General features: G+C 57.2%; 24 protein-coding genes. 10 read left to right on the plus strand and 14 right to left on the minus strand.

The features are described 5' to 3' along the window. Positions 1-19 precede the first annotated feature (19 nt). A complete protein-coding gene (locus tag L0664_RS14345) occupies positions 20-1780 on the minus strand; it encodes an acetolactate synthase 3 large subunit (RefSeq protein WP_235226571.1) in 1761 nt (586 codons plus the stop codon). Between the two features lie 724 nt (positions 1781-2504). Between L0664_RS14345 and L0664_RS14350 the strand changes: the two genes are divergently transcribed. Together L0664_RS14350 and L0664_RS14355 are read left to right on the plus strand one after the other, a co-directional pair. Further along, positions 2505-4340: a calcium-binding protein gene (locus L0664_RS14350; protein ID WP_235226572.1), complete on the plus strand. Its 1836-nt coding sequence runs from the start codon at positions 2505-2507 to the stop codon at positions 4338-4340. A 57-nt stretch (positions 4341-4397) separates the two neighbouring features. Further along, the gene (locus L0664_RS14355) at positions 4398-6083 is read left to right on the plus strand and encodes a calcium-binding protein (RefSeq protein WP_235226573.1); all 1686 of its coding nucleotides are present in this window, start codon (positions 4398-4400) and stop codon (positions 6081-6083) included. On the opposite strand, the gene L0664_RS14360 is transcribed toward L0664_RS14355, so the two are convergent. Further along, positions 6080-6721, minus strand: a complete 642-nt coding sequence (locus L0664_RS14360) for a response regulator transcription factor (protein ID WP_235226574.1) — start codon at positions 6719-6721, stop codon at positions 6080-6082. The genes L0664_RS14355 and L0664_RS14360 overlap by 4 nt on opposite strands. Beyond that, positions 6718-8172, minus strand: a complete 1455-nt coding sequence (locus L0664_RS14365; RefSeq protein WP_235226575.1) for a cache domain-containing protein — start codon at positions 8170-8172, stop codon at positions 6718-6720. Before L0664_RS14365 ends, L0664_RS14360 begins: the two co-directional genes overlap by 4 nt. 248 nt (positions 8173-8420) lie before the next feature. On the opposite strand from L0664_RS14365, the gene L0664_RS14370 reads away from it, so the two are divergent. The 3 genes from L0664_RS14370 to L0664_RS14380 all read left to right on the plus strand — a co-directional run bounded on the left by L0664_RS14370 (position 8421) and on the right by L0664_RS14380 (position 13037). Continuing rightward, a complete protein-coding gene (locus tag L0664_RS14370) occupies positions 8421-9506 on the plus strand; it encodes a TRAP transporter substrate-binding protein (RefSeq protein ID WP_235226576.1) in 1086 nt (361 codons plus the stop codon). 130 nt (positions 9507-9636) lie between these two features. Then, positions 9637-10686, plus strand: a complete 1050-nt coding sequence (locus L0664_RS14375) for a TRAP transporter small permease subunit (RefSeq protein WP_235226577.1) — start codon at positions 9637-9639, stop codon at positions 10684-10686. Next, complete coding sequence (locus L0664_RS14380) at positions 10686-13037, plus strand: TRAP transporter large permease (protein ID WP_235226578.1); 2352 nt, start codon at positions 10686-10688, stop codon at positions 13035-13037. The genes L0664_RS14375 and L0664_RS14380 overlap by 1 nt, the downstream gene beginning before the upstream one ends. Before the next feature lie 81 nt (positions 13038-13118). On the opposite strand, the gene L0664_RS14385 is transcribed toward L0664_RS14380, so the two are convergent. The 6 genes from L0664_RS14385 to L0664_RS14410 form a co-directional block, all read right to left on the minus strand. Further along, positions 13119-13946: an arginyltransferase gene (locus L0664_RS14385; RefSeq protein ID WP_235226579.1), complete on the minus strand. Its 828-nt coding sequence runs from the start codon at positions 13944-13946 to the stop codon at positions 13119-13121. A gap of 172 nt (positions 13947-14118) precedes the next feature. Further along, positions 14119-14574 carry an RDD family protein gene (locus L0664_RS14390; protein WP_235226580.1) on the minus strand — a complete coding sequence of 152 codons (456 nt, stop codon included), beginning with the start codon at positions 14572-14574 and terminating at the stop codon, positions 14119-14121. 31 nt (positions 14575-14605) lie between these two features. Then, the gene (locus L0664_RS14395) at positions 14606-15043 is read right to left on the minus strand and encodes a DUF2852 domain-containing protein (protein WP_235226581.1); all 438 of its coding nucleotides are present in this window, start codon (positions 15041-15043) and stop codon (positions 14606-14608) included. A gap of 66 nt (positions 15044-15109) precedes the next feature. Continuing rightward, positions 15110-15586, minus strand: a complete 477-nt coding sequence (locus tag L0664_RS14400; protein ID WP_235226582.1) for a DUF2852 domain-containing protein — start codon at positions 15584-15586, stop codon at positions 15110-15112. 155 nt (positions 15587-15741) lie between these two features. Beyond that, the gene (locus tag L0664_RS14405) at positions 15742-16356 is read right to left on the minus strand and encodes a transglycosylase domain-containing protein (protein WP_235226583.1); all 615 of its coding nucleotides are present in this window, start codon (positions 16354-16356) and stop codon (positions 15742-15744) included. Next, on the minus strand, positions 16353-16823 hold the full coding sequence (locus tag L0664_RS14410; protein WP_235226584.1) for a YbaK/EbsC family protein: 471 nt from the start codon (positions 16821-16823) through the stop codon (positions 16353-16355). Before L0664_RS14410 ends, L0664_RS14405 begins: the two co-directional genes overlap by 4 nt. 63 nt (positions 16824-16886) lie before the next feature. Here L0664_RS14410 and L0664_RS14415 point away from each other — a divergent pair, with 63 nt between their 5' ends. Both L0664_RS14415 and L0664_RS14420 read left to right on the plus strand, forming a co-directional pair. Beyond that, positions 16887-19673 carry a [protein-PII] uridylyltransferase family protein gene (locus L0664_RS14415; RefSeq protein ID WP_235226585.1) on the plus strand — a complete coding sequence of 929 codons (2787 nt, stop codon included), beginning with the start codon at positions 16887-16889 and terminating at the stop codon, positions 19671-19673. Then, positions 19660-19926: a hypothetical protein gene (locus L0664_RS14420; RefSeq protein ID WP_235226586.1), complete on the plus strand. Its 267-nt coding sequence runs from the start codon at positions 19660-19662 to the stop codon at positions 19924-19926. Before L0664_RS14415 ends, L0664_RS14420 begins: the two co-directional genes overlap by 14 nt. 29 nt (positions 19927-19955) lie before the next feature. Here L0664_RS14420 and eda read toward each other — a convergent pair whose 3' ends face one another. Together eda and edd are read right to left on the minus strand one after the other, a co-directional pair. Further along, complete coding sequence (eda, locus tag L0664_RS14425; RefSeq protein WP_235226587.1) at positions 19956-20597, minus strand: bifunctional 4-hydroxy-2-oxoglutarate aldolase/2-dehydro-3-deoxy-phosphogluconate aldolase; 642 nt, start codon at positions 20595-20597, stop codon at positions 19956-19958. A 74-nt stretch (positions 20598-20671) separates the two neighbouring features. After that, a complete protein-coding gene (gene edd / locus L0664_RS14430; protein ID WP_235226588.1) occupies positions 20672-22474 on the minus strand; it encodes a phosphogluconate dehydratase in 1803 nt (600 codons plus the stop codon). A 208-nt stretch (positions 22475-22682) separates the two neighbouring features. Here edd and L0664_RS14435 point away from each other — a divergent pair, with 208 nt between their 5' ends. From L0664_RS14435 to L0664_RS14445, 3 genes are read left to right on the plus strand one after another with little or no spacing between them, the layout of a single operon-like run. Next, positions 22683-23312 carry a DUF6778 family protein gene (locus tag L0664_RS14435; RefSeq protein WP_235226589.1) on the plus strand — a complete coding sequence of 210 codons (630 nt, stop codon included), beginning with the start codon at positions 22683-22685 and terminating at the stop codon, positions 23310-23312. Positions 23313-23353: 41 nt separating this feature from the next. Beyond that, positions 23354-24550, plus strand: coding sequence for an RSP_2647 family RNA methyltransferase (locus tag L0664_RS14440; protein WP_235226590.1), 1197 nt, complete (start codon positions 23354-23356; stop codon positions 24548-24550). Beyond that, on the plus strand, positions 24547-25086 hold the full coding sequence (locus L0664_RS14445) for an RSP_2648 family PIN domain-containing protein (RefSeq protein ID WP_235226591.1): 540 nt from the start codon (positions 24547-24549) through the stop codon (positions 25084-25086). Before L0664_RS14440 ends, L0664_RS14445 begins: the two co-directional genes overlap by 4 nt. Here the strand turns inward: L0664_RS14445 and L0664_RS14450 are convergent. Genes L0664_RS14450 through L0664_RS14460 form a run of 3 tightly spaced genes read right to left on the minus strand, consistent with a single transcriptional unit; the run spans position 25083 to position 26711 of the window. Then, complete coding sequence (locus tag L0664_RS14450; RefSeq protein WP_235226592.1) at positions 25083-25766, minus strand: M48 family metallopeptidase; 684 nt, start codon at positions 25764-25766, stop codon at positions 25083-25085. The genes L0664_RS14445 and L0664_RS14450 overlap by 4 nt on opposite strands. A gap of 38 nt (positions 25767-25804) precedes the next feature. Further along, positions 25805-26410 (minus strand): DedA family protein, encoded by a 606-nt coding sequence (locus L0664_RS14455; RefSeq protein ID WP_235226593.1) that lies wholly within the window; start codon positions 26408-26410, stop codon positions 25805-25807. Continuing rightward, a complete protein-coding gene (locus tag L0664_RS14460; RefSeq protein WP_235226594.1) occupies positions 26403-26711 on the minus strand; it encodes a hypothetical protein in 309 nt (102 codons plus the stop codon). The genes L0664_RS14455 and L0664_RS14460 overlap by 8 nt, the downstream gene beginning before the upstream one ends. Positions 26712-26736: the final 25 nt, after the last annotated feature.

Raw genomic sequence — 26736 nt, forward strand, 5'->3', positions numbered from 1 at the left:
AAATTCCTTTGGCAGGAATTTACACCAGCACACTTCCTTTCGCATCAATCACACCTTGCGTATCCGCATCGCCCAGCAGCATGTCGTTGTGGGCTTTGCCTGACGGGATCATGGGGAAACAGTTTTCGTGCTTTTCGACCAGACAATCGAACAAGACGGGGCCGTCGTGGTTCAGCATTTCCATGATCGCGTCGTCCAGATCGGCAGGATCAGAACACAAGATGCCCTTCGCGCCAAACGCCTCTGCCAACTTTACAAAATCGGGCAGGGATTCAGACCAACTGCTTGAATAGCGTTCGCCGTGCAGCAATTCCTGCCACTGGCGCACCATGCCAAGGCGTTCGTTGTTCAGGATGAACTGTTTGACGGGCAGGCGGTATTGAACGGCTGTTCCCATTTCCTGCATGTTCATCAGCCAGCTCGCTTCGCCGGCGATGTTGATGACCAGCGCGTCAGGGTGCGCCATTTGCACGCCGATAGATGCCGGATGACCATAGCCCATCGTGCCCAAACCGCCGGACGTCATCCACTGGTTGGGGTTTTCAAACCCGAGGTACTGCGCCGCCCACATCTGGTGCTGGCCGACCTCGGTGGTGATGTAGCGGTCCGTCTTGCGGTGTTTGGTCAGTTCCTCAAGACGGGTCAGGGCGTGCTGGGGTTTGATCGTTTTGCCTTCTTGTGTGTAGGCCAAGCAGTTGATCTTCTTCCAATCATTGATCTCGCCCCACCACTTGGTGACGTTGTCCGCACTGGTCTTGCGACCACGTGATTTCCAGACTTTCAGTATATCTTCGAGAACATGGGCCACGTCGCCGATGATCGGGATATCTGTCTGGATGACTTTGTTGATGGAAGACGGATCAATGTCGATGTGCGCCTTGATCGAATGGGGCGCGAATTTATCCAGAATGCCGGTGATGCGGTCGTCAAAACGGGCACCGATGTTGATCATCAGATCGCAGTCGTGCATCGCCATGTTGGCCTCATAAAGACCATGCATTCCCAGCATCCCGATCCATTTTTCGCCAGATGCAGGATAGGCGCCAAGACCCATCAGGGTTGATGTGATCGGAAAGCCAGTGGCCTCAACCAATTCGCGCAACAGCTGGGACGCCGCAGGGCCGGAATTGATCACACCGCCACCTGTGTAAAACAGCGGTTTTTTAGCCTTTTCGATGGCGGACACCAGATCGTTGATACCTTCGATGTCGCCTTTGACTTGTGGCTGGTAATACGATTTGGACGGCTGCGCCTTGGTGTAGGTGCCGGATGCAAACTGAACGTCCTTAGGGATGTCCACCAGAACGGGGCCGGGGCGACCGGACATTGCAACGTGGAACGCCTCATGAATGACGCCGGACAGTTTGTCGGTCTCTTTCACCAGCCAGTTATGTTTCGTGCACGGGCGCGTGATGCCCACTGTGTCGGCTTCTTGGAACGCATCAGAACCAATCATGAAGGTCGGAACCTGACCGGTGAAAACGATAATCGGGATGCTGTCCATCAAGGCATCCGTCAGGCCTGTCACGGCGTTTGTCGCGCCGGGGCCGGATGTCACAAGGGCAACACCGGGTTTACCTGTGCTGCGCGCATATCCTTCGGCGGCGTGAACCGCGCCCTGTTCGTGGCGCACCAGAATATGCTTGATCGAATTTTGCTGAAAAATCTCATCATAGATCGGGAGGACCGCACCACCGGGATAGCCAAAGACTGTGTCCACGCCCTGATCAATCAGAGCCTGAACCACCATTTTCGCGCCGGTCATCGTTTTAGCAGACATTGTTTTTTCCCTAGTTCTACGTGTGTGTCAGCAAGTGTTTGTTTCGTCGTTGTTCTGTCGCATAAAAAAGCCCCCGAAGTTTCGGAGGCGCATGGGAACCAATATGGTCAACCTTTACAGGCCCATGCGCGGTCTTCCTACAAGTACAAGAATGCGTAGCATCTCATGGCTCCTTTAGCGTTGAAGGGTTTATGCCTAGACGGGTCGAAGGGGTCAACAGTCAGAATCGCGAAAATGTCGTTTGGAGGTGTTTTTTCGCAACTTTCTTTCTGGGGTCGCCTGGGGCTTGGTTAACAGCGCGGCCGACTATGGTTGTCGTTGTTTCATCGGACGAAACAATTAACCAGCTTTGGTGGCAGTAACATGATCAACGCTGCTGGATCGCGACATGTGAAAGTCAGCGATGCGGGGGATGGTCCGATCTGCATGCGTTCTGGTGATGTTAACGGACAATTGACTAAGATGTCGGGATAGCATCGCCATCAACAAAATGGGCGACACGACGATCCACTTGAACGGCGTCACGGCAGACGAATTGGCCGAAGATGGCATCATCTTTTTCAAGTACCTCGTTGTTTCCATTCGGGAAACAGTGCCGCACCTAACCTAAAGGCCAAGTCGGATGGGCTTGTTACTTTAGGGTGAAACGTGCACCATAACACCAGATTGCCCCATATTTGACGGGGAAATGACACGCAAATTAGAAGCCTGGGGGGGCTGACCAATGACTTTACTCGCAGATTTTGTCGAATCTCGTGCCGCGATTGCGCAACTTGGAGCGTCCTCGCTGGTGGAAACGGCTGACGGAACAATGGTGTTCGTCTGGCAAGAACAGAACGCGGCGATGCCGCAAACCTATGATATCAACGTCGCGATTGTCGGCGAAGACGGGCATATCGTTCCGCAAAACGGTATGGATTTCAATGCCGCAGGCCCGGGCAGCACGATCGATAGCGAATTGCGCTTTGTTAATTATGTGGCGGATGACGTCATTGATGATCCTGCGGGCGTTGCGGTGGAATACGCAAGCGCGGATGGCGGGCTTGAACGCTTGGTCATTGGTGTGGACGCGGGCGTACTGGTTGATATCAGTGTTCTGTCCATTGATGCCTTTAGCGAAGACGAAGAGGTGATCGAGGATGATATCCCCGACGATGAAGATCCCGATTTTGAATTGATCGTTGGGACGAATTTCAAAGACACGATCTATGGCCGTGACGGTAACGATGAAATCTATGGCAAAGATGGCCATGATTTCATTTCCGGTGGCTCTGGTGCGGATGTGATCCGTGGTGGTGCGGGCGGCGATGCGCTGCGCGGCAACACAGGCGCGGACAGCATCTTTGGCAACAAGGGCGATGACATGATCCGCGGCGGCGCGCAGGACGATTACCTGCAAGGCGGCGAGGGCAATGATTTCCTTGATGGCGGTTACGGCAACGACGAAATCTACGGCGACAAGAACAACGACATCCTGCGCGGCTTTCGTGGCGAAGACACGCTGCATGGCGGCGACGGGCGCGATAAGCTGTATGGCGGCGATGGCAGTGATGAATTGCACGGCAATAAGGGCGCTGATGTTCTTTACGGTGGCAAATCCAACGACGAGATGCACGGGGACGACGGCGAGGACCGCATGTATGGCGGCACCGGCAAGGACCTGATGTATGGCGGAGAGCGCGACGACACAATGCGTGGCGGCAATGACGGCGACACCATGTACGGCGACACAGGTGACGACGAATTGCGCGGTGACGGCGGTTGGGACCACATTTATGGCGGTGACGGGTCCGATACTGCTTGGGGTGGATGGGGCAATGACACCATCAACACGTCCGGCAACATCGATGATGTCACCGGCATTTCTGGCGGCACGGACCGCGCGGTGCCTCCGTTCCTTCCCGCGGATGCCGATCCGTCCGATGATACGGACACTGTGTACGGCGGACGTGGCAACGACAACATCACCACAGGTGACGACAATGACGTGATCTATGCGGGTCGCGGCAATGACATCATCAATGGTGGCTTTGATGATGACAGCATCTGGGGAAATCAGGGCGACGACACGATCTATGCCGGCGAAGGCAACGACAGCATTAACGGCGGAAGCGGCGATGATGTTGTGTATGGTGGGCTCGATCCGTCGTTCCCCGATACACTGAACGTGCCTGACGATCAGGGCGATCCTGTGACCGACAACGGTGATGACATCATTTATGGCAACAGCGGCAATGACAGCCTGTTTGGCGCGGATGACGATGATCGCATCTATGGCGGCACCGGTGACGACTACATAAAAGGCGGTGTGGATGCGGATGCGCTTAAGGGTGGGGAGGGCGCGGATACGTTCGCCTTTGACGCTGGTGACGGGTCTGACGTGATCAAGGACTTTGGCAATGGCGCGGACATCATCGATCTGTCCTCGATGGAGCTTGAATTCGACGACATCTTCCTGAGCCAAGACGAAAGCGCCGCTGTAATCGAAGCGGGCGACGTCACAATCCGTTTGGAAAATACTGATGTGGAAGACATCGAAGAAGCATCATTCTTGATGTAAAAAATCGATCTGGGGTGGGGGGAAACCTCCGCCCCCTTTTTGTAAGGAAGAGTTGTTTTGTTGTTTGATACCCGTGAAGAAGCCCGCGCAGATGCACTTGCCACCTTGCTCGAAACGACAGGTGCGACCGACCATGTTTTTTTGGAAAAGCCCGAAGGTTACTTTCTGAGCGGTGATCATTACCTCCTCGAAACAACAAACGAGGCCGGGATTGCGACCTGGGACCTGTATGTCGTCAGCGCCAGTTATGAGGCCGCGCAGCAATACAGCCCCTATCAGAAAATCGGCCCCGTTGAATTAAGCAGCAATGCGATTGCGGGCACCCTCGACACTGTTCAAACAGAGGCGTCAAAGAACGTCTTTGGTCTGGGTTATGACAAGTCGTTCAAGATGATTTTCGAAAGCAATGATGGCACCCAAGAGCTGTCGATTTACACCAGCGTCGGGTCCAACGTGACCGATTATCGCGGCGGGCCACGTGACGAAGTCCACGCCAATGACATCATCGTCATTCAAGAAGACGTCACTGACCCCCAAGGCACGCCCGGCGTTGACAAGGTTGAACTGGACAATGTCGGAACCTATCGCGGTTTTAAGGGCGAAGACACCATCTTGTCGCGCGAGGCGGCCACGATTTACGGGGGGTCGGGCGACGACATCATTCAGACGCACAGCGGCAACGATGTCCTTTTTGGCAACCAGAACGATGATCAGCTGTATTCTGGCAAAGGTTTTGACAACGTCGATGGCGGAACCGGGGACGACAAAATTATCCTTGGTGAGCTGGGCATCGCACGTGGCGGGCAAGGCAATGATCGTATCGAGATCGGCGGCGGTGAGGCCTACGGTGGTCGCGGTGAGGACCGGTTAAACGCAGATAAATTTGAATCGACCCTGTTTGGTGGGGATGGTGCAGACAGCCTATCTGGCAGCTGGCGCAGCGCGTCCGATACCGCGGACGGGGATTACCTGTATGGCGGCAAAAGTGATGATTTCGTAAGCGGCGGGTCCGCCGGGGATTACCTTTTCGGCGGAACCGGCAGCGATGAACTGCGTGGCTGGACCGGTGATGATACGATCCGCGGCGGATCAGGCAACGACACAGCCAAGGGCGGTCTGGATAACGACGAAATTCTCGGTGGGGACGGGCGCGACACGCTTTTGGGTGGTCGTGGGCTTGATACGTTGTTCGGCGGCAACGGCAATGACTACCTGCACACCAACGAAGACGACTTTGGCAGCGATGATGACGGGGGCACTGCCTATGGTGGTTCTGGCCGCGATGTATTGGACGGCGGGCGCACCACTGACCACCTTTTTGGCGGTAAGGGCAATGACACCCTCAGCGCTGGGCGCGGGGATGACATAGTTGACGGCGGATCGGGTAACGATGTTTTGGACGGTGGTCAGAACAACGACAGCCTGAACGGTGGCGACGGGCGCGATGTGGTTTTTGGCGGGCGTGGCGATGATTTTATCCGTGGCGGTCACGACGACGATGTCCTGACAGGGGACGAGGGCGATGACACCTTCGGCTTTGGCAATGACGGCAGCACGGACGTCGTGACTGATTTTACCTCGGGCAAGGATGTGATCGAACTGATCGCGTTCGGTAGTCTTGAATTTGACGACCTGTTCTTGAGCCAAGATGACAGTGCCGCGGTGATCAGTGCAGGCGATGCGGTGATCCGGTTGGAAAACGTCGATGCGGAAGATTTAGACGCGGACGACTTTATCCTTTAACCGACTCGCCCGGTGCCTTGCAGGACCCCGTGTTCCATGGCGTAGCGCGTCAGGCCTGCCGTGCTGGAAATACCGAGCTTTCGTTTGATGTTCTTGCGGTGCGTTTCGACCGTACGAACAGATATTTCCAATGCCGCGCCCACGTCTTTGTTGGATTTGCCTTGGGCCAGTTGCAGCAGGATTTGTTGTTCACGCGACGTCAGCGGTTCGCGCCCGTCCGTTGTGCGCGGTTTCAGCGATCGGCGCGCGCCAGTACACAGGTATTCACCGCCCGTCATCACCGTGTCGATGGCGGTTTTGATTTCTTCCGTGGGCACGTCTTTCAAAATGTATCCCTTCGCACCGTGGTTTAGCGCGGTTGAGATATATTCAGGGCTGTCGTGCATCGACAGGATCAGAATGCGGGTTTCGGGGCGACGCTCAAGGATGATTTCTGTGGCTGATAAGCCGCTGACGCCGGGCATGTTCAAATCCAGCAGGATCACGTCGGGCTGTAGGGTTTCGACCTGATCAATGACTTCTTGCCCGTTGGTCAGAACGGCGACGATGTCTAGATCGTCGTAGGTTTCCAGAATGGCCTCAATGCCTTCTGCGACCATGGGGTGATCATCGACGATGACGATGCGTGTGGCTGTCATGCGCTTTCCTTTTGGGATGGTGCGTTTTTGCGCGGGGCTGTGTCTTCTGGTGGCAGCATATGGCTGAGCGGTATCTGTGCTTCGATAACGGTGCCGGATTTGGCCCCCGAACGCTGGGACATAACACGGAACGTCCCGTCGAGCTGTTCAAGCCGTTCAGCCATATTGCGCAGGCCAAGGCCGCTGTTGATGGATCGGCCCTGTTTGATGCCGCTGCCATTGTCGGCAATGCGCAATATCCCACCGGAACGGCTGCCCTTAAGCGTCACAGTCACGGCCGTCGCGCCGGAATGGCGTTCGATATTGGTAAACGCCTCTTGGGCGATGCGGTACAGCGCGATGCGGGCGTCTTCGTCCAATCGGCCGCGAAACACCACGGTTTCAAAATCGACAACGATTCCCGTGCGCAGGCTGAAATCGTCGATCAGGGTTTGAATGGCAGGGGCGAGGCCGAGGTCATCAAGCACACCGGGGCGCAGATCACGGCTGATGCGGCGCACTTCGCCGATGGCCGTTCCCAGACTGTCGATACCTTTATCAAGGCTTTGCCCTGCACGTGCATCACCCGTGCTGAGACGGCGGCGGGCTAGTTCAAGCGCGTAACGCACAGACACAAGGATCTGGCTAATTCCATCATGAAGTTCACGCGCCACACGCCCGCGTTCTTCTTCTTGGGTGTCAATAATGCGCTCGGTCAGTTCCTTGAGCTTGGCATCCGCAAGGCGGCGTTCACGGATGTTCAGCACAATGCCCGTGGCGAAAACAGCAATCAGAGCGGCGATCGTGATCAGCAGGATGTAGAACGTGGTTTGCTGAATCCGTGCCTCAACGTCAGCGCGCGCGGCGGCCACGGTGGCGAGCACGTCGTCAATGAAAATACCCGTACCGATGGCCCACCGCCAATCCTGTAACCCATTGACAAATATGATCATTGGCGCGGTTTCGCGGGTGGAGGGTTTGAGCCAGTCAAATTCGTGATAGCCACCACCCGATCGCGCAAGGCGGATGATTTCATCCGTTATGGGAATGCCATTGCGATCCTGAAGGCCGGACCAGTCTTGCCCGATCAGATTGGTTTGACGCGGCGCCACAAGGTTCGTGCCTTCGTAATCAAACACAAAGAAATATCCGTCCTGACCATACAACATCGCGGCAAGAAGGCGGGTGACCTCTAGTTTCGCGTTTTCGTCATCCGGCGCGGCGCGGCCATAAATGTTTACAAACGCGGTTTTGGCGATCGACAGGTAATTGCGCAGCTCGTCCCGCTTGGCGTCGATCAACTGGGTTTCCAGCGCGCGAATTTCACGGTCGGCCAGCTGACGTGACTGATTGGCCACGATCAACGTGATGATGCCGACCGACAGCAACAAAGGCACCGTCGCCAGCAGGAACAGCTTTTGGCCATACGTCAGGCGCAGCTGTATTGTCAGTTTTCGCCAGAAGTCTCCCATACTGCGAATCGATAAAGGGGAATCAGTAGGTTTCCTAGTCCGTGATTCTGCGTAAACGGGCCAAGGTGCGTCCTGTGATCGCTAACATATGCGCCGTATTGGTAAGGTTTGCTGACAAAACAGCCAAAACTAAGGGGCAGTGGGTATTTCGCAAGCGGTAACGAATATGTAACGTCTGCATACTTGAAACGATCCGTCCGACCCTTGGGAGAGGGGAGGACGTCTAATTCCATGGGAGGAAATAACATATGGATCGTCGTTCTTTTCTAAAGAATTCCGCACTTGGTGGTACAGCCGCCGCAGCAACAACTCTTGCAGCACCTGCATACGCACAGGGCAACCGCACTCTGACGCTTGTGACCACGTGGGGCCGCGGCCTTGCTGGTGTGCATGACGCCGCACAGCGCGCTGCTGACACAATCACAGCAATGTCTGATGGCACGCTGACAATCGATCTAAAGGCCGCTGGCGAACTCGTCGGTGCGTTCGAAGTGTTTGACGCGGTCACATCCGGTCAGGCTGACATGTACCACGGCGCAGACTACTACTTTGTTGGTCAGCACCCGGGTTATGCGTTCTTCACATCCGTACCGTTCGGCATGTCCCCACAGGAACTGTCCAACTGGTACTACCACGGCGGCGGCAACGAGCTGCACAACGAGCTGGGCGAGATCTTCGGTCTCAAATCCTTCCTCGCGGGTAACACTGGCCCACAGGCTGGCGGTTGGTTCTCTCAGGAGATCACAGGCCCAGAGGACTTCCAGGGTCTCAAGTTCCGTATGCCTGGCCTTGGTGGCCAAGCGCTCGGTAACATGGGTGCATCCATTCAGAACCTTCCCGGTGCTGAAGTGTACCAAGCCCTCGCATCTGGCGCCATCGACGGCACAGAGTGGATCGGCCCATGGGCTGACGAGAAGGCCGGTTTCCAGGAAATCACGAAGTTCTACTACACAGCGGGTATGCACGAGCCGGGCGCAGGCCTGTCCCTCGCGACGAACCTCGATGTGTTCAACGAGCTGTCCCCAGCGCACCAGAAGATCATCGAGATCGCATCTGGCGAAGCACACCAGTGGAACCTTGCACAGTTCATGAACAACAACGGTGCAGCGCTTGAGCGTCTGCAAGCCGGTGGTGTTAAGGTTCTGGAATTCCCTGACACGGTTTGGGATGCGATGGGCGTTGCTGCCTCTGAGACCATGGATCAGTACAACGGCGACGAAATGTACGACAAAATCCGTTCGTCCTACAACACATCCATGGCGGCTTCTTCTTCTTGGATTTCCAAGTCCGAAGGCGCGTACCGTGCACAGCGTGACCGCGTAATGGGCGGCTAAGCCCGTTTATCTGGAAGCCATTGATCCAGATCAATAAAAATAGGGTCCAGCCTTGTTAGGTTGGGCCCTATGACACCGCCCTCATGGGAGACGGGCGGCCTACTTTTCAGATACTAGGGGGCGAGGCACCATGGAAGAAGACGCGGCAGACGCAGTTGGTTTCTGGTCCAGTTACGAAAACGGATTTACGCGCTGGTTTGAGCGGCTACAGGGCAATGCGCCCGAAGGAGCCGATCCCATCGCACCCGCCGAAAGTTTCCTTGGTGGTCTTTGGAACAGCCTTGTCTGGGTTTTGTCCAATATCATTGAGGCCTTTTACAACATCATCTTTGCGCTGTCCCATCCCAACATCTGGCTTGATTGGCTTAGCTGGGCGAACACAACCGAAGACAAAGAATCCCTGATGCGCGTGATTTATTACGGCGGATCGGTTGAGCTGTTCTTTGCGGTGTTCACCCTGTTTTTGATTGTGACGATCATCGCCTTTTTGCACCGCCCGTTTATGTGGGGCTGCGTGATTGTGTTTGAAGGCATCGCCAACAAGGTGGGCCGCACGTTCGCTTGGGCTGGTCTTGCGATGGTCATGCTGCAAATTGTGATCATCTTTATGCAGCGTGTGTTTGCCGTGTCCGAACTGTCGCTGGGGTTCGGTATTGTCGTCACCCATGATGTCAGCTGGTGGGCGGAATCCCTTAAATTATATAACGCAATGATCGTGTGTATGTGCGTTACCTATACGTTCGTACAAGGCGGCCACGTGCGTGTTGATCTTGTCTATTCGGCCGTTGGCCACCGCACGAAACGCATCATTGATATGGTTGGATCGATCATCTTCATGGTGCCAGCGGCGATCCTGACTTGGATGTATGGCTGGTACTTCTTGTGGCGCCATCTGGTCGTTCCCAAACCATCTGCATCCGACAGCCTTGATCGGTTGATCACAAAGGCACGTGCCTTGCGTTGGAATGTTGAAACCATCGGGTTCAGCCCAAACGGGTTCAACGCCTATTTCCTATTCAAAATCCTGTTGGTTTTGTTCACCGCATTGGTGCTGTTGCAGGCGGTCGCGTTCTTCTATCGCTCCTACCTCGAATTGGTTGAGGGCGAAGACAGCGTGGGCAAGAACCTCGACAAGGACAGCCTCGGTGAAGGCGAAGAAGCATACGAGGGGACACACTGATGTTTTTCGGTTTAGACGGCGTTGAGGTTGGCCTCATCATTGTATTCCTGTGCTTGTTCGCAGGTATCTTGTCGGGCTTTCCGGTGGCGTTTGCCATCGGTGGATCGGCGATCATTTCCTTTACGATCATCGCAGCGCTGGATTCGGGCGGTTACCTGATCCACCAAGCGATTGACAAATCCTCGGCTGAATATGCGGCATTGATTGCGGAAGGGGTTAGGGTTGATGCGATATCGATCTTCCGCTTCCCAGACTTACCGCGCATCGGCGAAAGCGTGTTTGTCGGTGGGTGGGAAACGGCGATTGATCGCAACCTGTCCTTTGTTGTGAACCGCATGAACGAACGTGTATTGGCGGGTCAGTCTATCGAAACGCTGCTGGCGGTTGCGATGTTTGTCTTGATGGGCATCACGCTGGAACGATCCAAAATCGCGGACGATTTACTGACAACGATGTCACGCGTGTTTGGCGGCCTTCCGGGCGGTCTGGCCGTGTCGGTTGTTGTTGTTGGCGCATTCTTGGCGGCGTCGACGGGGATCGTGGGCGCAACTGTTGTCACCATGGGCCTTTTGTCCCTGCCAACAATGTTGCGCGCTGGATATTCCAAAGAACTGGCGACGGGTGTTATCGCCGCGTCAGGCACGCTTGGGCAGATTATCCCTCCCTCAATCGTGATCGTTCTGCTCGGTACTCTGGCCGGAGATCTGTATTCCGCCGCGCAAGAAGAACGTGCGCAACTTGTCGGATGTTCGGACGCTTTGACCTACTTGGGTGAACCCGCGGTTGTGTCCGTTGGCACCTTGTTTCAGGCGGCATTGTTGCCCGGTATCATGTTGGCGTTTCTATATGCGGCCTATGCTTTTGGATTTGCCTTGCTCAACCCATCCAAGGCCCCTGCGGTCGAAATGGGCGCTGCAAATTCAGAACCAATCACGCGCAACGAAGGCCTGACATGGTTCTTGGCTGTGCCGGGTGGTTTGATCATCCTGTTGGTGTTCCTGATGAACCTCGGCGTTGTGGGCAGCCAGTCTGTGATCGTGGACAGCTTTACCGACGCGGGCCAAACATCGAGCCTGCGCACCAACGTATCCGATGAATGTGCCATCGCGATGCAGGAACTGCACGGCGAAGAAGCATGGGCAACGGCCCTTGCGGAACAGGCCGCGATCGATGAGGCGGGTGGCGTCACCGCAGCCCGCGCATTGTCTGACGAAGAACGCGCAGAACTGGTGATGGAAAAGGTCGATGCAGCGCCCATGATTGGCACGGGCATCGGTATTCTGGCACTTCTGCTGGCACTGATCCTGACGACAGCACGCGGTGTTGCACCCTCTGCAACTCCGATGCCGTTGATCATCGGTGGGGTCGGCATCGGGTTGATGTTGCTGGCAGACATCGCATTGATCGGGCCACTGACCAGCCCCGGCGTGACAACGCTTGTTATTATTCTGCCGCTGTTGCTGGTGGCATGGACCATGCGCGATGCCTTTGCCCGGTTGGCCAAAAACGATCTGCTGCGTGTGGTCTTTCCGCCGCTGGTTCTGATCGTCGCGGTTCTGGGGTCGATCCTGGGTGGTATCACCAATCCGACCCCTGCGGCGGCGCTTGGTGCGGGTGGCGCGATCATGCTTGCGGCCTATCGTAAGCTCGCGGATCAGGAAAAATCGGGCAAGATCATTTTGCTTGCCACGGCCGCCGTCGGCTTGATGCTGATTGTGGGCGTGAACTTTGACATGCGGATCGGGCAGGAAAACGTCGCCTTCGAAGACTACCTTGCCTATGCCTTTGCACTGTCGATGTTCCTGTTTTCGATGTTCGGCCTGTTTTACGCCTGTTCGGTGTTGTGGCTGGGCGGCGTGCTGACGCCGGTCGTGCGCGAAACGGCTAAGGTGACGTCGATGGTGTTCACGATCCTGATCGGATCGCAGTTGTTGAACCTCGTCGTGATCTCGTTCGGTGGTGAACATTACATCCAGCAATTCCTGCGCAGCTTTGACGAAGAATGGACCGTGTTCCTGATCGTGATGCTGGTGCTGTTCGTGCTGGGCTTTGTTCTCGATTTCCTTGAAATCATCTACATCGTGATCCCGATTGTGGGGCCGGTTATTTACGGCGGCACGTTCGACCCCAAATGGGTGACCATCATGATCGCGGTAAACCTGCAAACGTCGTTCCTGACACCACCATTCGGCTTCGCGTTGTTCTACTTGCGCGGTGTGGCGCCCAAGGAAGTCACGACAGGGCACATCTATCGCGGTGTTATCCCGTTCGTGTTGATCCAGGTGGTTGGCATCGGCATTCTTGCGATGTTCCCCGTGATCGTGACAATCGTGCCGAACCTGCTGAACTGATCGGCATTGTTAAGACATTGAAAAAAGGGCGCCCCAAAGCGGGGCGCCCTTTTTGCTTGATGTTTTGTTTGGCGCGCGCGGTTAGCTCTCGGGCAGTTTGATCCGGGAAACCTGTTCGGCGATGGGGGAGACTGTCAGGGGGTTAATTTCCGACGTGTAGTCATCAGGATGGGATAAGGCCTCCCAAGCGCCATCGCGGAAAATTTCAACACCTTTGAAGTTGGCCTTATAGCCCATCTTTTCGGACCCCGGCACCCAGTACCCCAGATAGACATAGGGAAGGTCCAGTTCGCGCGCGATTTGGACATGATCGAGGATCAGGTACGTCCCGAGCGAGTTTTTCATCAACTCGGGCGCAAAGAACGAATAGACCATCGACAGCCCGTCATCGAGGACATCGGTCAAACACACCGCGCGCAACCCGTCATAAGGATCGGCAATCGCGGGCTGTTCTTTGTCACGGTATTCAATCAGGCGGGTGCGGATCGGTGTTTCTTCGACCATCGCGGCAAATTCGAACAGATCCATATCCGCCATGCCACCCGTCGCGTGGCGGCTATCAAGGTAGTCGCGAAACAGGGCGTATTGGCTTTCGGTGGCCCAAGGGGACGACGCGGAGCGTACAAGGTTCGCGTTCTTCTTGATCACCCGTTTCTGGCTTTTGGAGGGGGCGAAATCGGCGACACGGATACGCGCGCTTAAACACGCAGAGCAATCGGCACATGACGGGCGGTACAACACGTTTTGGGATCGACGAAAGCCCTGTTTGGACAATGCGTTGTTCAGCTTTTCGGCCCCATCGCCTTGCAGGGCCGTGAACAGCTTTCTTTCCATCCTGCCCTCAAGATAAGGGCACGGCTGTGGCGCAGTCACATAGAACTGCGGAGCGATGGGCAGGGTGTGACGCATGAAAACTCGCGTTGATGACTTCCCCCCAGCTTAACAAGAGGAGGTAAGACGCCACAACCCCGCAATAATAGTAGGTTAACTACGGCCCCGTCCGGCTGTAAGGGCGCCGATCAACATGATGACCAGCCCCAATCGCACACCAATACCGGCATGTCGGTGGGATCAAACATTATCAGATGCTTCTGTTCAACATGGCTGTGTTCAACACCAGGTCAGTTATGCCTTGTCCGCGGTCACTGGTCATCATGAACAGAATAGAAATCGCCTGGACCAGCGGAAACGCAAAGCTGAGCGTCGTGCCCAGGGTGTGCATAAACGCCATGCCACCGGACAGGCGGGCCCCTTGCGCGTCGCGCAGCTCAATCGCCATAAGACGCATGCCCCACGTCGCCGATCGGTTGGCCAATGTGTTCCAGCGATAAAAGAAACCGACCAATGCCCAGATGATCGGGATCGCCAAAAGCGGCACCACCAGAAAGGCCGTCGCCAAGAAAGGCAACATCAAGGGCAGGGCGATCACGGCGGTTATGGAGATATCGATCAGCCATGCGATCAGGCGTTTGGGGGGCACGCCTTCGTAAAAGTCATAGTGCGTGTCAGGGTTCGGGTGGCTGTATGTCGCGGACATTGCGGTATCCTTTGGCTAAGGCAAACGGAGTTTATGCGTCGGACGGGCGGTCCGCATCAGCGGCGCGATCATCTAGAAACGTGTCAAATTCGGTCTGGTCTTTGGCAGCGCGCAAACGCGCCAGGAAGCCTTCGAAATTTTGCTGTTCAACCTCAAGACGTTCCATCATGTCGTGGCGATAGGCATCAAAGCTCGCGTTGCCACTGGTGCGTTGGGCGGTCGTCGGCACGAGGGATTTCAGCGCCTCATCCATGTCGCGCGGCGCGGGGGATGGGCGGCCCGTGGGGGCAAACCCGCCGCGCCATGCAAGGATAATGGCAATCACCACACCAGCGGGCCAAAAAACATTCAGCGCGACGATGGTCACAGGGATCGCAAAAGCCGCAAAAAGGAGTGTCGACAACACCTGCACAGCAACAGGCATGGGGGCGGGGTGGTGGTGGTTATTTGAAGTGTCGTCGTTGGTCATCTTTTGTGTCCCTATCGCGGTTTATATGTCTTGAGGCGCCCCCAGTTAGGGGACGCCTTGAGGGTCTTAGTTTTTTGTCGGCTCGTCGTAAGAATCGTCGCCGTCATCGTCACTTGTGCGGCTGGCACGATCGTCCATGAACTGGTCGAACTCTGCCTTGTCCTTGGCATCGCGCAGACGCTTCAGGAACTCTTCGAAGTTGCCCTGTTCTTCTTCAAGGCGGCGCAGTGTGTCGGCCTTATAGGCGTCAAAGGCTGCGTTGCCGGAAGATGACATAGCCGTGCGCATTGCGTGGCGGCGGTGGGAATGGCGGGTGCGCTTTGATGCGCAGTTTCCTGAAAACATGCGTTTGCTCCAAATCATGTAGCCCAAAAGGGCAAGGCCAACGGGCCAGACGAACACAAAGCCGAGAACCATGGCGGCGATCCATGCGCCTTTGCCGCGCTCGTCAAGCCATGCCTCAGAGCGTTGAAACCAGTTTCCGTTATGAACGGGACGGGCATACGGCGCGTTGTAGTCAATGTTGGTGGACGAGGTGGTCATCTGGGTGCTCCATTTGGTTTATGTGTATGTGAATGCTTTTCACATTACCAAGATGGGGCGTTAGTGCGGGCTGCGCAAGATATAATGTGAATGTATTTTACATTTACTTTATACCGCATTGAAATTGCATAGAAAAAACTGTGAAAATTGAGTGATCAGCTGTCGGGCGGGCAGGTGGAATTGGCTAAAATCATCGCCGGACCATCGGCAATCAGCAGACTTGCGGTGTCTTTATCCCAAAGTCCTGCGTTCTCTCCGGTCATCGCGACGCGGTCATATCTGGGGATGACGTCTTCAGGGTTTTGCCAGAACCCCTCAGGTGTGTTGATCAGGGCGGCCATGGTCGCGGCATGTTTCAGCGTCGCGTCATTCAGGTCAATGCCCATGCGATGAAACAGGGCACTGCCAAAACCATAACATCCCGCGCCTAAATCAACGCTTTGGCTGTAAATCGTGATGATGTCGGTGTGGGACAGATCAAGCGCGAACGGCGCGACAAAGCGCAAATCGTTAACTTGCGCGGGCACAGGATCACCCGCGCGATTAAGATAGGTTCTGACGATTTGCTGCGCCATCGTGGACGAGGACGGCGGATTTGACAGGAAATTAATGTCCTGTGACGCCAAAATCGCATCGCGCACTGTTTGGGGCGGTGGATCGGATAGATCGACATTTGGCATGGCAAGGATTGCGGCACTGTCCGGCAGAACTGCACCCTGTGCAAAGGCAGGCCCCGCAAGAAACCCGAGGACTGCAAGAAGGCGGATCATGCGGTGAACGTCGCAGTGGCGGCACCGGATAGATTTTGAAGGACATCAGGCGCAATCGGGAAGATATGGCGCGGCGTGCCAGCGGCAGCAAAGACTTCGTCAAAATCCGACAGGCGCGGATCCCAGAAGGCGCGGATCGGGTTAAGATGCCCGATGGGGGACACACCGCCAATGGCGAAACCGGTTTGGGCGCGGATCAGCGCGGCGTCGGCTTTGCCTAAGGGTTCACCGGCCACGTCGCTCGCCTTGGTGGGATCAACCTGATTGCCGCCCGCCGTGATGAACAACAGCGCTGTGCCTGATGTTTCACCGTGAAAAATGATGGATTTGGCGATTTGATCCAACGCGCAACCTGCGGCCTCAGCGGCTTGCGCGGCTGTGCGTGTCAGATCGGGCATCTCTAACGGGGTGATCGACAGGCCCGCATCAGACAGGGCGCGCACGACTCGTTTTAAACTCTTGCTCATGGCGTGATGGTGCCAAGGGATTGCTGCATTGACCAGCCCCAAGGCACGGCCCAAAGTCGGATCATGACATTTGCCAGCCGCCTGACAAGAACACCTATTCCCTTTGATCCCGCACGCGGGGCAGAAGCGGCAGACCGTTTCGGTGATTTTAGCACCGATGTCCGTAATGTGATTGCGGGCGCGGCCGGGTGCAGCCCCTATCTTAACGGCCTTTTGGCGCGCGACGGGGCATGGCTGCGCAGTGTTCTGGACACGCCCGAAGATGCGATTGAGGCCGAACTATCAGGCCTGACACGTTTGGATTTACCCGATCTTGCAGCGGGGCTGCGTCAGGCAAAACGCCGCATCGCGTTGCTGACGGGGATCGCGGACGTCGGCGGCGTCTGGGCGCTAGAGGATGTGACAATGGCCCTGTCGCGGCTCGCGGATGTGGCGGTGGATGTTGCGCTGAAACGTCTTGTCGGCGCCGAGATTTCCCGCGGCAAAGTACCGGGGCAAACGGTGGACGATGCAGAAACCGCCGCCGGAATGGTCAGCATCGCCATGGGAAAGGGCGGCGCGCTCGAACTGAACTATTCAAGCGACATCGACTTGATCTGCCTGTTCGACGAAACCCGTTTTGACGCGGATGATTTCCACGACGCGCGGTCGTCCTTTGTGCGGGTCACGCGGAAAATGGCCGCATTGCTGAGCGATTTGACGGCGGATGGATATGTGTTTCGCACGGACCTGCGGCTGCGGCCCGATCCCAGCGTGACGCCTGTCTGCCTGTCCATGGAAGCGGCAGAGCGATATTACGAAAGTGTCGGGCGCACATGGGAACGTGCGGCCTACATCAAGGCGCGTGCATCGGCGGGTGATATTGCCGCCGGGGAGCGATTTTTAAAGACGCTCACCCCGTTTGTGTGGCGCAAGCATCTGGATTTTGTGGCCATTCAGGACGCCCACGACATGCGGCTTCGCATTCGCGAACACAAAGGCCTGGGTGGCAAGATTTCCCTGCCCGGGCACAACATGAAACTGGGGCGTGGTGGCATCCGCGAGATCGAATTTTTCACGCAAACCCGCCAGCTGATTGCCGGTGGGCGCGATCCGGCCCTTCGGTGCAGTGGTACGGTCGATGGGCTGGCCGCCCTTGCTGCAGCGGGCTGGGTCCCCGCGACGGATGCTGCCGTTCTGACGGATCATTACCGCCATCACCGCGAGGTTGAGCACCGCTTGCAGATGATCAACGACGCCCAAACCCACGATTTGCCCACCTCGGACGAAGGAATAGCGCGACTGGCCGCGTTAATGGGGATCGAAGATGCAACCTTGCGCGCTGATTTGCACGCACGCCTCGAAGACGTTCATGCGCTGACAGAGGGCTTTTTTGCACCTGACGGGGCCGGGGCATCGTCTAACGTGTCTGCGGGTTTTGGCGACGATGTGACTGCGCGTTGGTTGACCTATCCGGCCCTGCGGTCAGACCGCGCGGTTGAGATTTTTAACCGCCTTAAACCGCGCCTTCTTGAGGCGATGCAGGACGCCGCCAAACCCGAAGAGGCGCTGCTGGCGTTTGACGGGTTCTTGTCGGGGCTTCCGGCGGGGGTGCAGGTGTTTTCCTTGTTCGAAGCCAACCCGCCATTGACGCAACTGATCGTCGATATCGCCGCAACCGCGCCGGCGTTGGCGCAGTATTTAGGGCGAAATTCGGCGGTGTTCGACGCGGTGATCGGCGGGGATTTCTTTGCGGATTGGCCGGGTGCTGATGCCTTGCGCGCTGATCTGGCGGGCGTTTTGGCACGGGCGTCAGATTATGAAACGCGCCTTGATGCGGCGCGGCGCTGGATGAAGGAATGGCATTTTCGCATCGGTGTGCATCACCTGCGCGGCCTTGTTGATGCCCAGCAAGCAGGGCGGCAATATGGCGACCTTCCGCAGGCCGTTTTGGCGGCGTTGTTTCCTGTCGTTACAGATCACTTTAGCAGCAAACATGGCCCGCCGCCGGGGCGCGGCGCAGTTGTCGTGGCGATGGGCAGCCTTGGGGCAGGGCGGCTTCATGCGGCGTCCGATCTGGATTTGATCGTGATCTATGATGGTCAGGACCAAGACGCATCCACGGGCCCGCGCCCGTTGCAAACCCGCGCCTATTACGCCCGCCTGACGCAGGCCCTTGTGACAGCAGTGACCGCGCCCATGGCCGAAGGACGGTTGTACGAAGTCGACATGCGGCTGCGCCCGTCTGGTGGCAAGGGCCCGGTGGCGACAGCATTTTCCGGTTTCGAAGGCTACCAGATGGCGGACGCATGGACGTGGGAACATCTGGCCCTCACGCGCGCCAAAGTCGTGGCGGGGGACGACAGCCTCGCGCGGGACGTTGAAACGATCCGCGCACGGGTTCTGGACGCCAAATCAACGGGGGCTTCTGTGCTCGCAGACGTGTCCGACATGCGCCGCCGGATTGGCCAGGCCAAACAGCCGGACGGTCTGTGGGATGCCAAAATCGGGGCGGGTCGCCTACAGGATATTGAACTGGCCGGGCAGACGATGGCGCTGCGGGCAGGCCACACCGGGCGCACAACCGCGGATCAAATTGCCGCCGGGGTCGCTGGTGGGGCAATAGGCGTCGCGGACGGCGAGGCGCTTATGGTGGCGGCTGATCTGTGTTGGTCCGTGCAGGCAGCGGCACAATTGCTGGTCGGGGCGGGTATCGGTGATGCGGTCTTGGGCGAAGGTGGGCGGCGTTTTATGGCGCGCGAAACCGGCGTTGAGGGCTTGGATGCGCTGGCCGCAGAAATGAACAAGGTGTGCAGTGCCGCAAACGCTGTCATCACGCAATTGGTAGGAGAGAGCCATGGCGAAGGGTGACGATCTGGACCCCAAAGGGTTGATCGAGGAGGCCTACAAGATCGAAGGCATCGCAGCGCCTGAGTGTCGCTCGATCTTTCTGGATTGGGCGTTGAGCTATCAAGGCGTTGCGGCCATCGGCATTGCGGCACTTCTGGCGCGCCACACTGACCAACCCGCAGACCACCCAATGAGCGTGACTTTGCGCGATGGATTGGCCGTGCCAGATGCCCCGAAGCGGCGCGGTGGCCGCCGCGCCCGGGTTCCAGAATAATTGAATCACAAGACGCAGTGTTGTGGGGTTTAGCGTGGCAATGCCGCCGCTTGCGCTGCAAGTGCGGTGATACCGGCCCAGTCCTGTGCATCGACAAGGTTTTTCGGTGCGACCCATGATCCACCCACACACAGCGTGTTGGACAGGCTGAGGTAAGTTGGCGCGTTGGCAAGGCTCACGCCGCCAGTCGGGCACCATTTTACGGCCATCAAGGGTCCGCCGATGCCCTTCAGTGCAGATGCGCCGCCGTTGGCCTCGGCTGGAAAGAATTTTTGTACCGTGTAGCCGCGTTCAAGCAGCGCCATGGATTCAGTGGACGTCGCCGCACCGGGCAACAGCGGTAGATCGTTGGCTTCGCATGCATCGAGCAAACGATCCGTTGCGCCTGGTGATACACCGAATGTTGCACCCGCTGCTTTGGCGTTTTCCACGTCTTTAGATGTCAGCAACGTGCCTGCGCCAACAACTCCGCCTTCGATTTTTGCCATTTCGCGGATCACATCCAGCGCCGCTGGCGTGCGCAACGTGACCTCGAGCGCGGGCAAACCACCTGCGACCAAAGCTGTTGCCAGCGCGCCAGCCACATCTGCATCATCCACCACCAAAACGGGGACAACAGGGGCGAGGGCGCAGACCTTGGCGGCGAGTTCAGAAGCATGTTCGGGTGTCATAGTCATTTCCTTGGATGGTGTGGCGGCGGCACGTTTGGGAGCCTCCGGCGGGAGTTTTTTGGCCTAGATGAAGGTTAGAGCACTACGCCCGCACCTTCTGTAGATGGGCCTACCGTTCGGCGGAACATTTCGAATAATTCGCGCCCGACGCCTGTGCCATTGCCGGTAAGGTCAGCGATTGCAGGGGTGCGGTCCGTCAAATCGGTCAGACATTCCAGGGTGCCGTTCTTGGCATCAAGGCGCACGATGTCGCCGTCGCGCAGCAGGCTGATCGGGCCGCCATCTGCGGCCTCTGGTGCGACGTGGATGGCGGCAGGCACTTTACCGGATGCGCCGGACATGCGCCCATCCGTGACAAGCGCGACTTTTAGACCACGATCTTGCAATACGGCCAAGGTTGGCGTCAGGGAATGCAGTTCAGGCATGCCGTTGGATTTGGGGCCTTGGAAGCGGACGACGATAATCGTGTCTTGCGTCAGCTCACCCGCCTGAAAGGCCGCTTTGCAGTCGTGTTGTTCGTGGAAAATGCGCACAGGTGCTTCGATGATGTGACGCTCGGGGGCGACTGCCGACACTTTGATCACGCCGCGCCCGAGGTTGCCGTTCAGCTGGACCAGCCCGCCTTGGGGCGCAAACGGATCAGATGCGGGGCGCAGGATACGGTCATTGTGGGTGGTTTTCGGACCATCGCGATAGGCAAAGCCCGCGTCGGTCATCACCGGTTCTTGGGCATATTTATCCATGCCGCCACCGGCGACAGTTTTGACGTCTTCGTGCATCAGCCCCGAATCCAGCAGGTTGTTGATCATGAATTGCAGACCACCCGCTGCGTGGAAGTGGTTCACATCAGCCAGACCGTTTGGATAGACCTTAGCCATCAGCGGGGTGACAGCGGAAATATCGCTGAAATCCTCAAGATCAAGGATCACACCAGCTGCGCGCGCCATGGCGGGCAAGTGCAGCACGAGGTTCGTGGACCCGCCTGTCGCCATCAAACCTACAAGACCGTTCACAAACGCCTTTTCGTCCAAGATGTCGGAAACCGGTGTGTAATCGTTGCCAAGGGCGGTGATTTCCAGAGCGCGTTTGGTGGCCTGAATGGTCAGTTCTTCGCGCAGATCGGTGTGCGGGTTGACGAAAGACGCGCCCGGCAGGTGCAGGCCCATAAATTCCATCAGCATCTGGTTGGTGTTGGCCGTGCCGTAAAATGTGCATGTGCCCGGACCGTGATAGGATGCCATTTCGGCCTTCATCAGTTCGGCGCGGGTGATGTTGCCCTTGGCAAATTCCTGACGGACCTTGGCCTTTTCATCATTGGGCAGACCAGACACCATGGGCCCTGCGGGCACGAACAGGCCGGGAATATAGCCAAACGTCGCGGCGGCCATAATTAAGCCCGGAACGATCTTGTCGCACACACCGAGATACAGGGCGGCGTCAAACACGTTGTGGGACAGGCCGACACCAGCGGCCAATGCGATCACGTCACGCGAAAACAGCGACAGTTCCATCCCGGTTTGGCCTTGGGTGACACCGTCACACATCGCGGGGACACCGCCTGCCACTTGGGCTGTGCCGCCAAACGTGCGGGCCGCGGCGCGGATCTTGTCGGGGTATGTTTCAAACGGTTGGTGGGCTGACAGCATATCGTTGTAGGCCGTAATGATCCCGATATTGGCCGACTTTTCCGCAACCAATGCGGCCTTGTCGTCGCCCATCGGGGCATAGGCGTGGGCCTGATTGCCGCAGGTCAGGTGGGCGCGGCGCGGGCCTTCTGCGGCGGCGCGGGCCATCCGTTCAAGGTATTGGCTGCGCGGACCTTCGGACCTTGCGATGATGCGGTCGGTTACGCGTTGGATGGTCGGATTGAGGGCCATGATGCACCTATTTGTGTCGGGGTCACGCGTACCTACCAGAAAGGGTTAGCGCTAACAACGGGTGAAGTGTCGCGATGTTCGGCAAAATCTTAACACGCAACTTCCCCGCAATAACCTCTTGTTAACCACATTTCTGCCCCAAGTTGTAGGCCATATCAAACGTGCCTCGTGGGGGGGCAGATAACTGGGCAAAGCCCCGGAGGATATAATGAAACTACTTAAGATCGTTGCATTCGGCGCAATCGCAGCCGCCCTGACAGCCTGTTCCGCCGCCGACGTGGTGTCGCGAAACGCGCCTTTGGAAACCCCGCGCATCGGTGTGCAAGCCGCACCACAAGTCGTGCGTGATTATCAATTGCATTCCGTGCGCTTTGCCGTGCCTGCCGACATGACCGTGTCAGAGGCCAATTCTTATTACCCGATCGCCGATATCGTTTGGCGCGGTGATCCGCTGGGCAATCGTGCACAGCAGATTTCATCCATTTTCCAGACAGCGATCCAATCAGCAGGCGAGGGCCTGACCGGGTCTGTTCCTGTGACGGTTGATGTTGAACTGGCGCGCTTTCATTCGCTGACAGAACGCACACGTTATTCCGTGGGTGGCGTTCATTCGATCAAGTTTGACCTGACAGTGCGCAATGCGCTGACGGGTGAGGTTCTTGAGGAGCGCCGCCGCATCAATGGTGATTTCGCAGCGCTTGGTGGATATGCCGCTTTGGCCGCTGACAACGAAGGGCAGACACAAAAGGTTCGTATTACTTCGCACCTGACGCAGCTGTTCTTTCGCGAACTGACTGGAACCAGCGGTCTGGAAACGATTGTTGCTGCAGGCACCTGATCGCCTTTCCAACCTAGGATGAACCGTTTAAGGGGGCTGTTATGACACAGTCCCCTTATTCCGTTGTTCGCCTGCTTCCCAAAGCAAAACCGCAAGTCATTCGCCACGGGTTTCCGTGGGTCTTTTCCAATGAATTGGTATTAGACCGGCGCACCAAAGGCGCCACCGCTGGCAGCCTTGTGGTGCTCGAAGATGCAGAGCGCCGCCCGCTTGGGCTTGGCACCATCAACCCTGCGTCCAAGATCGCCGTGCGTATGCTGGATTTCGATCCCGATGCCGTGATCGATGAGGCGTGGTTCAGGACCAAGATCGCCCGTGCCTTGCAGCACCGTGACGCGATCTATTCTGAGCCGTTCTACCGTTTGATCCACGCAGAAGCAGACGGATTGCCTGGTGTGATCATTGACCGCTTTGGCGATGTGGCCGTGATCCAACCCAATGCTGCCTACGCTGAGGCTATGTTGGACATGTTGGTTGCGGCCCTGATTGATGTGACAGGCGTCAGCACAGTCATCAAGAACGGCACAGGACGCGCGCGCAGCCTTGAAGGGTTGGACGAGGAAATGATCGTCGTGCACGGCGAAGCGCCGAAAGGTCCAGTGCCTGTGAAAATGAATAATGCCACCTACATGGCTGATGTGATGGGCGGGCAGAAAACAGGATTGTTCCTTGATCAGCGGCCTAACCATGCGTTTGCCGCTGGTTTGGCAAAAGGTGGCCGGATGCTGGATGTGTTCAGCCACGTCGGCGGGTTTTCTTTGGCCGCGCTGGCCGCTGGTGCTTCGTCATCCTTGGCGGTTGACGGATCCGAAGCCGCGTTAGAACTTGCCCGTGCGGGCGCTGAGGCGACAGGCGTCGCGGACAAATTCGAAACCCGCAAGGGGGACGCGTTCGATGTGCTCGAATCCTTGGGCGAGGCAGGGGAAACATTTGATGTGGTCGTGTGTGATCCGCCCGCGTTTGCGCCGTCTAAACCGACCGCAGAAAAGGGCCTGCGCGCCTATGAACGTGTTGCACGCCTTGCGGCCCCGTTGGTCAAAGACGGCGGCTATCTGGTGCTGTGTTCGTGTTCGCACGCCGCTGATCTAAAGCGGTTCCGCGATGCGTCAGCGCGCGGGATTGGCCGTGGCGGACGGCGCAGCCAGTTGGTTTATACGGGTCAAGCTGGGCCGGATCATCCACTTCTGCCACAACTCGCTGAAAGCGGATACCTCAAGGCGCTCGTGTTCCGCCTGTGAGGGTTCTGATCGACGCCTGTGTTCTGTATCCGACGGTGATGCGCGAAGTCGTGCTGGGCGTCGCAGCGCATGGCCTGTTCGATCCGCGCTGGTCGCCGCGTATCTTGGAAGAATGGGCGCGGGCTGCCCGCAAAATTGGGCCAGAAGGCGAAACGATTGCACGCGGCGAAATCGCAGCTATCCAGGCAAGGTTTCCACGCGCCGAGGTTCAAATCCCGCAAGGGGTCGAGGCGCGTCTATGGTTGCCTGACCCCAACGATATCCACGTTCTGGCCGCCGCCGTGGGCTGTTCTGCGGATGCGATCATGACAGTCAACGCCAAGGATTTCCCCCGCAATGAGCTGGCCGATGAAGGCCTGCAACGTGTTGATCCGGATGGATTTCTGATCGATCTGGCCCAGCGGCACCCGGATGCTGTGCAATCCGTTGGGGAGGCCGTGTTGAACGAGGCCCGGCGCCTGTCGGGGGAGCCGTGGGAGATGCGCAAACTGATGCGCAAAGCCCGTCTTCCACGCCTTGGAAAACTGCTGGCTTAGGCGTTCCACTTTACTTCATTGGCTTCAATCGCGGCGATCCGTTCGGGGGTTTTGGGGTGGCTTAGCAACCACGCAGGTTGTTTGGCACCACGTGCACCCGTCAGGTGTTCCAGTTTCGTGAACAAGGTCTTTTGCGGGTCGGTTCCGATCCCCGCCTTGATCATCAACGCGCTGGCGTATGCGTCTGCCTCGTATTCGTCGGACCGTGACAGGCGCGCCATCAACATGCTCATCGCGGCATTCGCGATAAGGGGGCCAATGCCGGGAATGAACCGCGACAACACCATCGCAAGGGCAGTGCGTAACGCGTTCTGGCCGGAAAAATCAATCATCCGGCGGCGCGAATGGCCTAGCGCGACATGGCCAAGTTCATGGGCAATCACGGAGGCCAATTCTTCTGCGGTGACGTCGCCCTCTTTGTATTTGTTGAAAAAACCACGGGTGATGAAGATGCGGCCATCCGGTGCGGCCAGCCCGTTCACAGGCTCGATTTCGTAGATATGAACTTTGATGCGGGGCAGATCGACGACCTTTGCCATCTCGGCCGTTAGGGCGCGCAGTTTAGGGTCCGCCAGTTCGGTTGATTTACTGTCGAGTTCACGCGCGAGCCGCCATGCAGACAAACGGAACATGACGACGCCGTACCCAATCGCCAGCAGAATAGGGAGGAATTTTAACATACCCTAGATATGGGGCGTTAGGGGCGTGCGGGCAAGGTTTAGGCGGTCTGCGCGGCGGACTTCTTTGCCGCACGCATCAACCACCACCCCAAGGCGATAACCGCGACAAGGGCCGTGATGAACCCGCTGGCATTACCCATAACGCTGGCCAAGCCTGAAATATTGTCCGCGAAGGTATGACCAAGACCAACATAAAGCCCGACCCAGACAATTTCGCCCAACACGCCCCACATCGCAAAACGCAGCCAGGTGAATTTGGTGATCCCACTGATGTAATTGATGTAGGGGCCAAGCGGCGCCACAAGCCAGCACGAGAAAAACACAGATGATCCGCCGCGTTTTTCCATAAAGGCCGTGCCTTTTGCCTTTAACGCTGACCGTTTGGGATGTTTGTCCAGCCAATCGCCCAACTTGTCGCCCAAGGCCCGCGCAATCCAGTAGCCCGTGTTGTCCCCCAAAACCGCGCCCAAAAACGCCGCAGCGAGGACGGAGGTCAAGACAAGATCACCCGTCGCCGCAAACCCGCCCGACGTGATCATCAGCAATGACGACGGAACCGGCAACGCCAGACAGCTTAAGAAGGTGACGCAGAACACGATCATGACGCCGTAATCGGTTACAAGTGTTAGGACAATATCAGTCATTGCGACGTGCGCTCCAGATGGCGGCGGCGGCATCGACGCGGTCTTGCAGGGTGTCTAGCGTGACATTGTTTTTCGCCGCAATCGCATCAACTGAAATGCGTCGCGGGGGTGCCGACGGGTCCATCATCAACGCCTCAAGCACGATCTCGCGGGGGAGCTTGTAGGATTGGCCTACATAACGCGGTGTCATCCAGCCCGCCAAGGGTTGTTCCTGATGGGCCGGGTCCATCCAATAGATCGTCGAAGAAATTGTTTTGAAACCAAAATATCCAAGTGCGCACAGGGCAACAGAAAAAGCCATCAGCGCGATGCGATGGCTATGCCAA

Origin of the sequence: Octadecabacter dasysiphoniae (assembly GCF_021532615.1) — a bacterium.
Classification (GTDB): Bacteria; Pseudomonadota; Alphaproteobacteria; order Rhodobacterales; family Rhodobacteraceae; genus Octadecabacter; species Octadecabacter dasysiphoniae.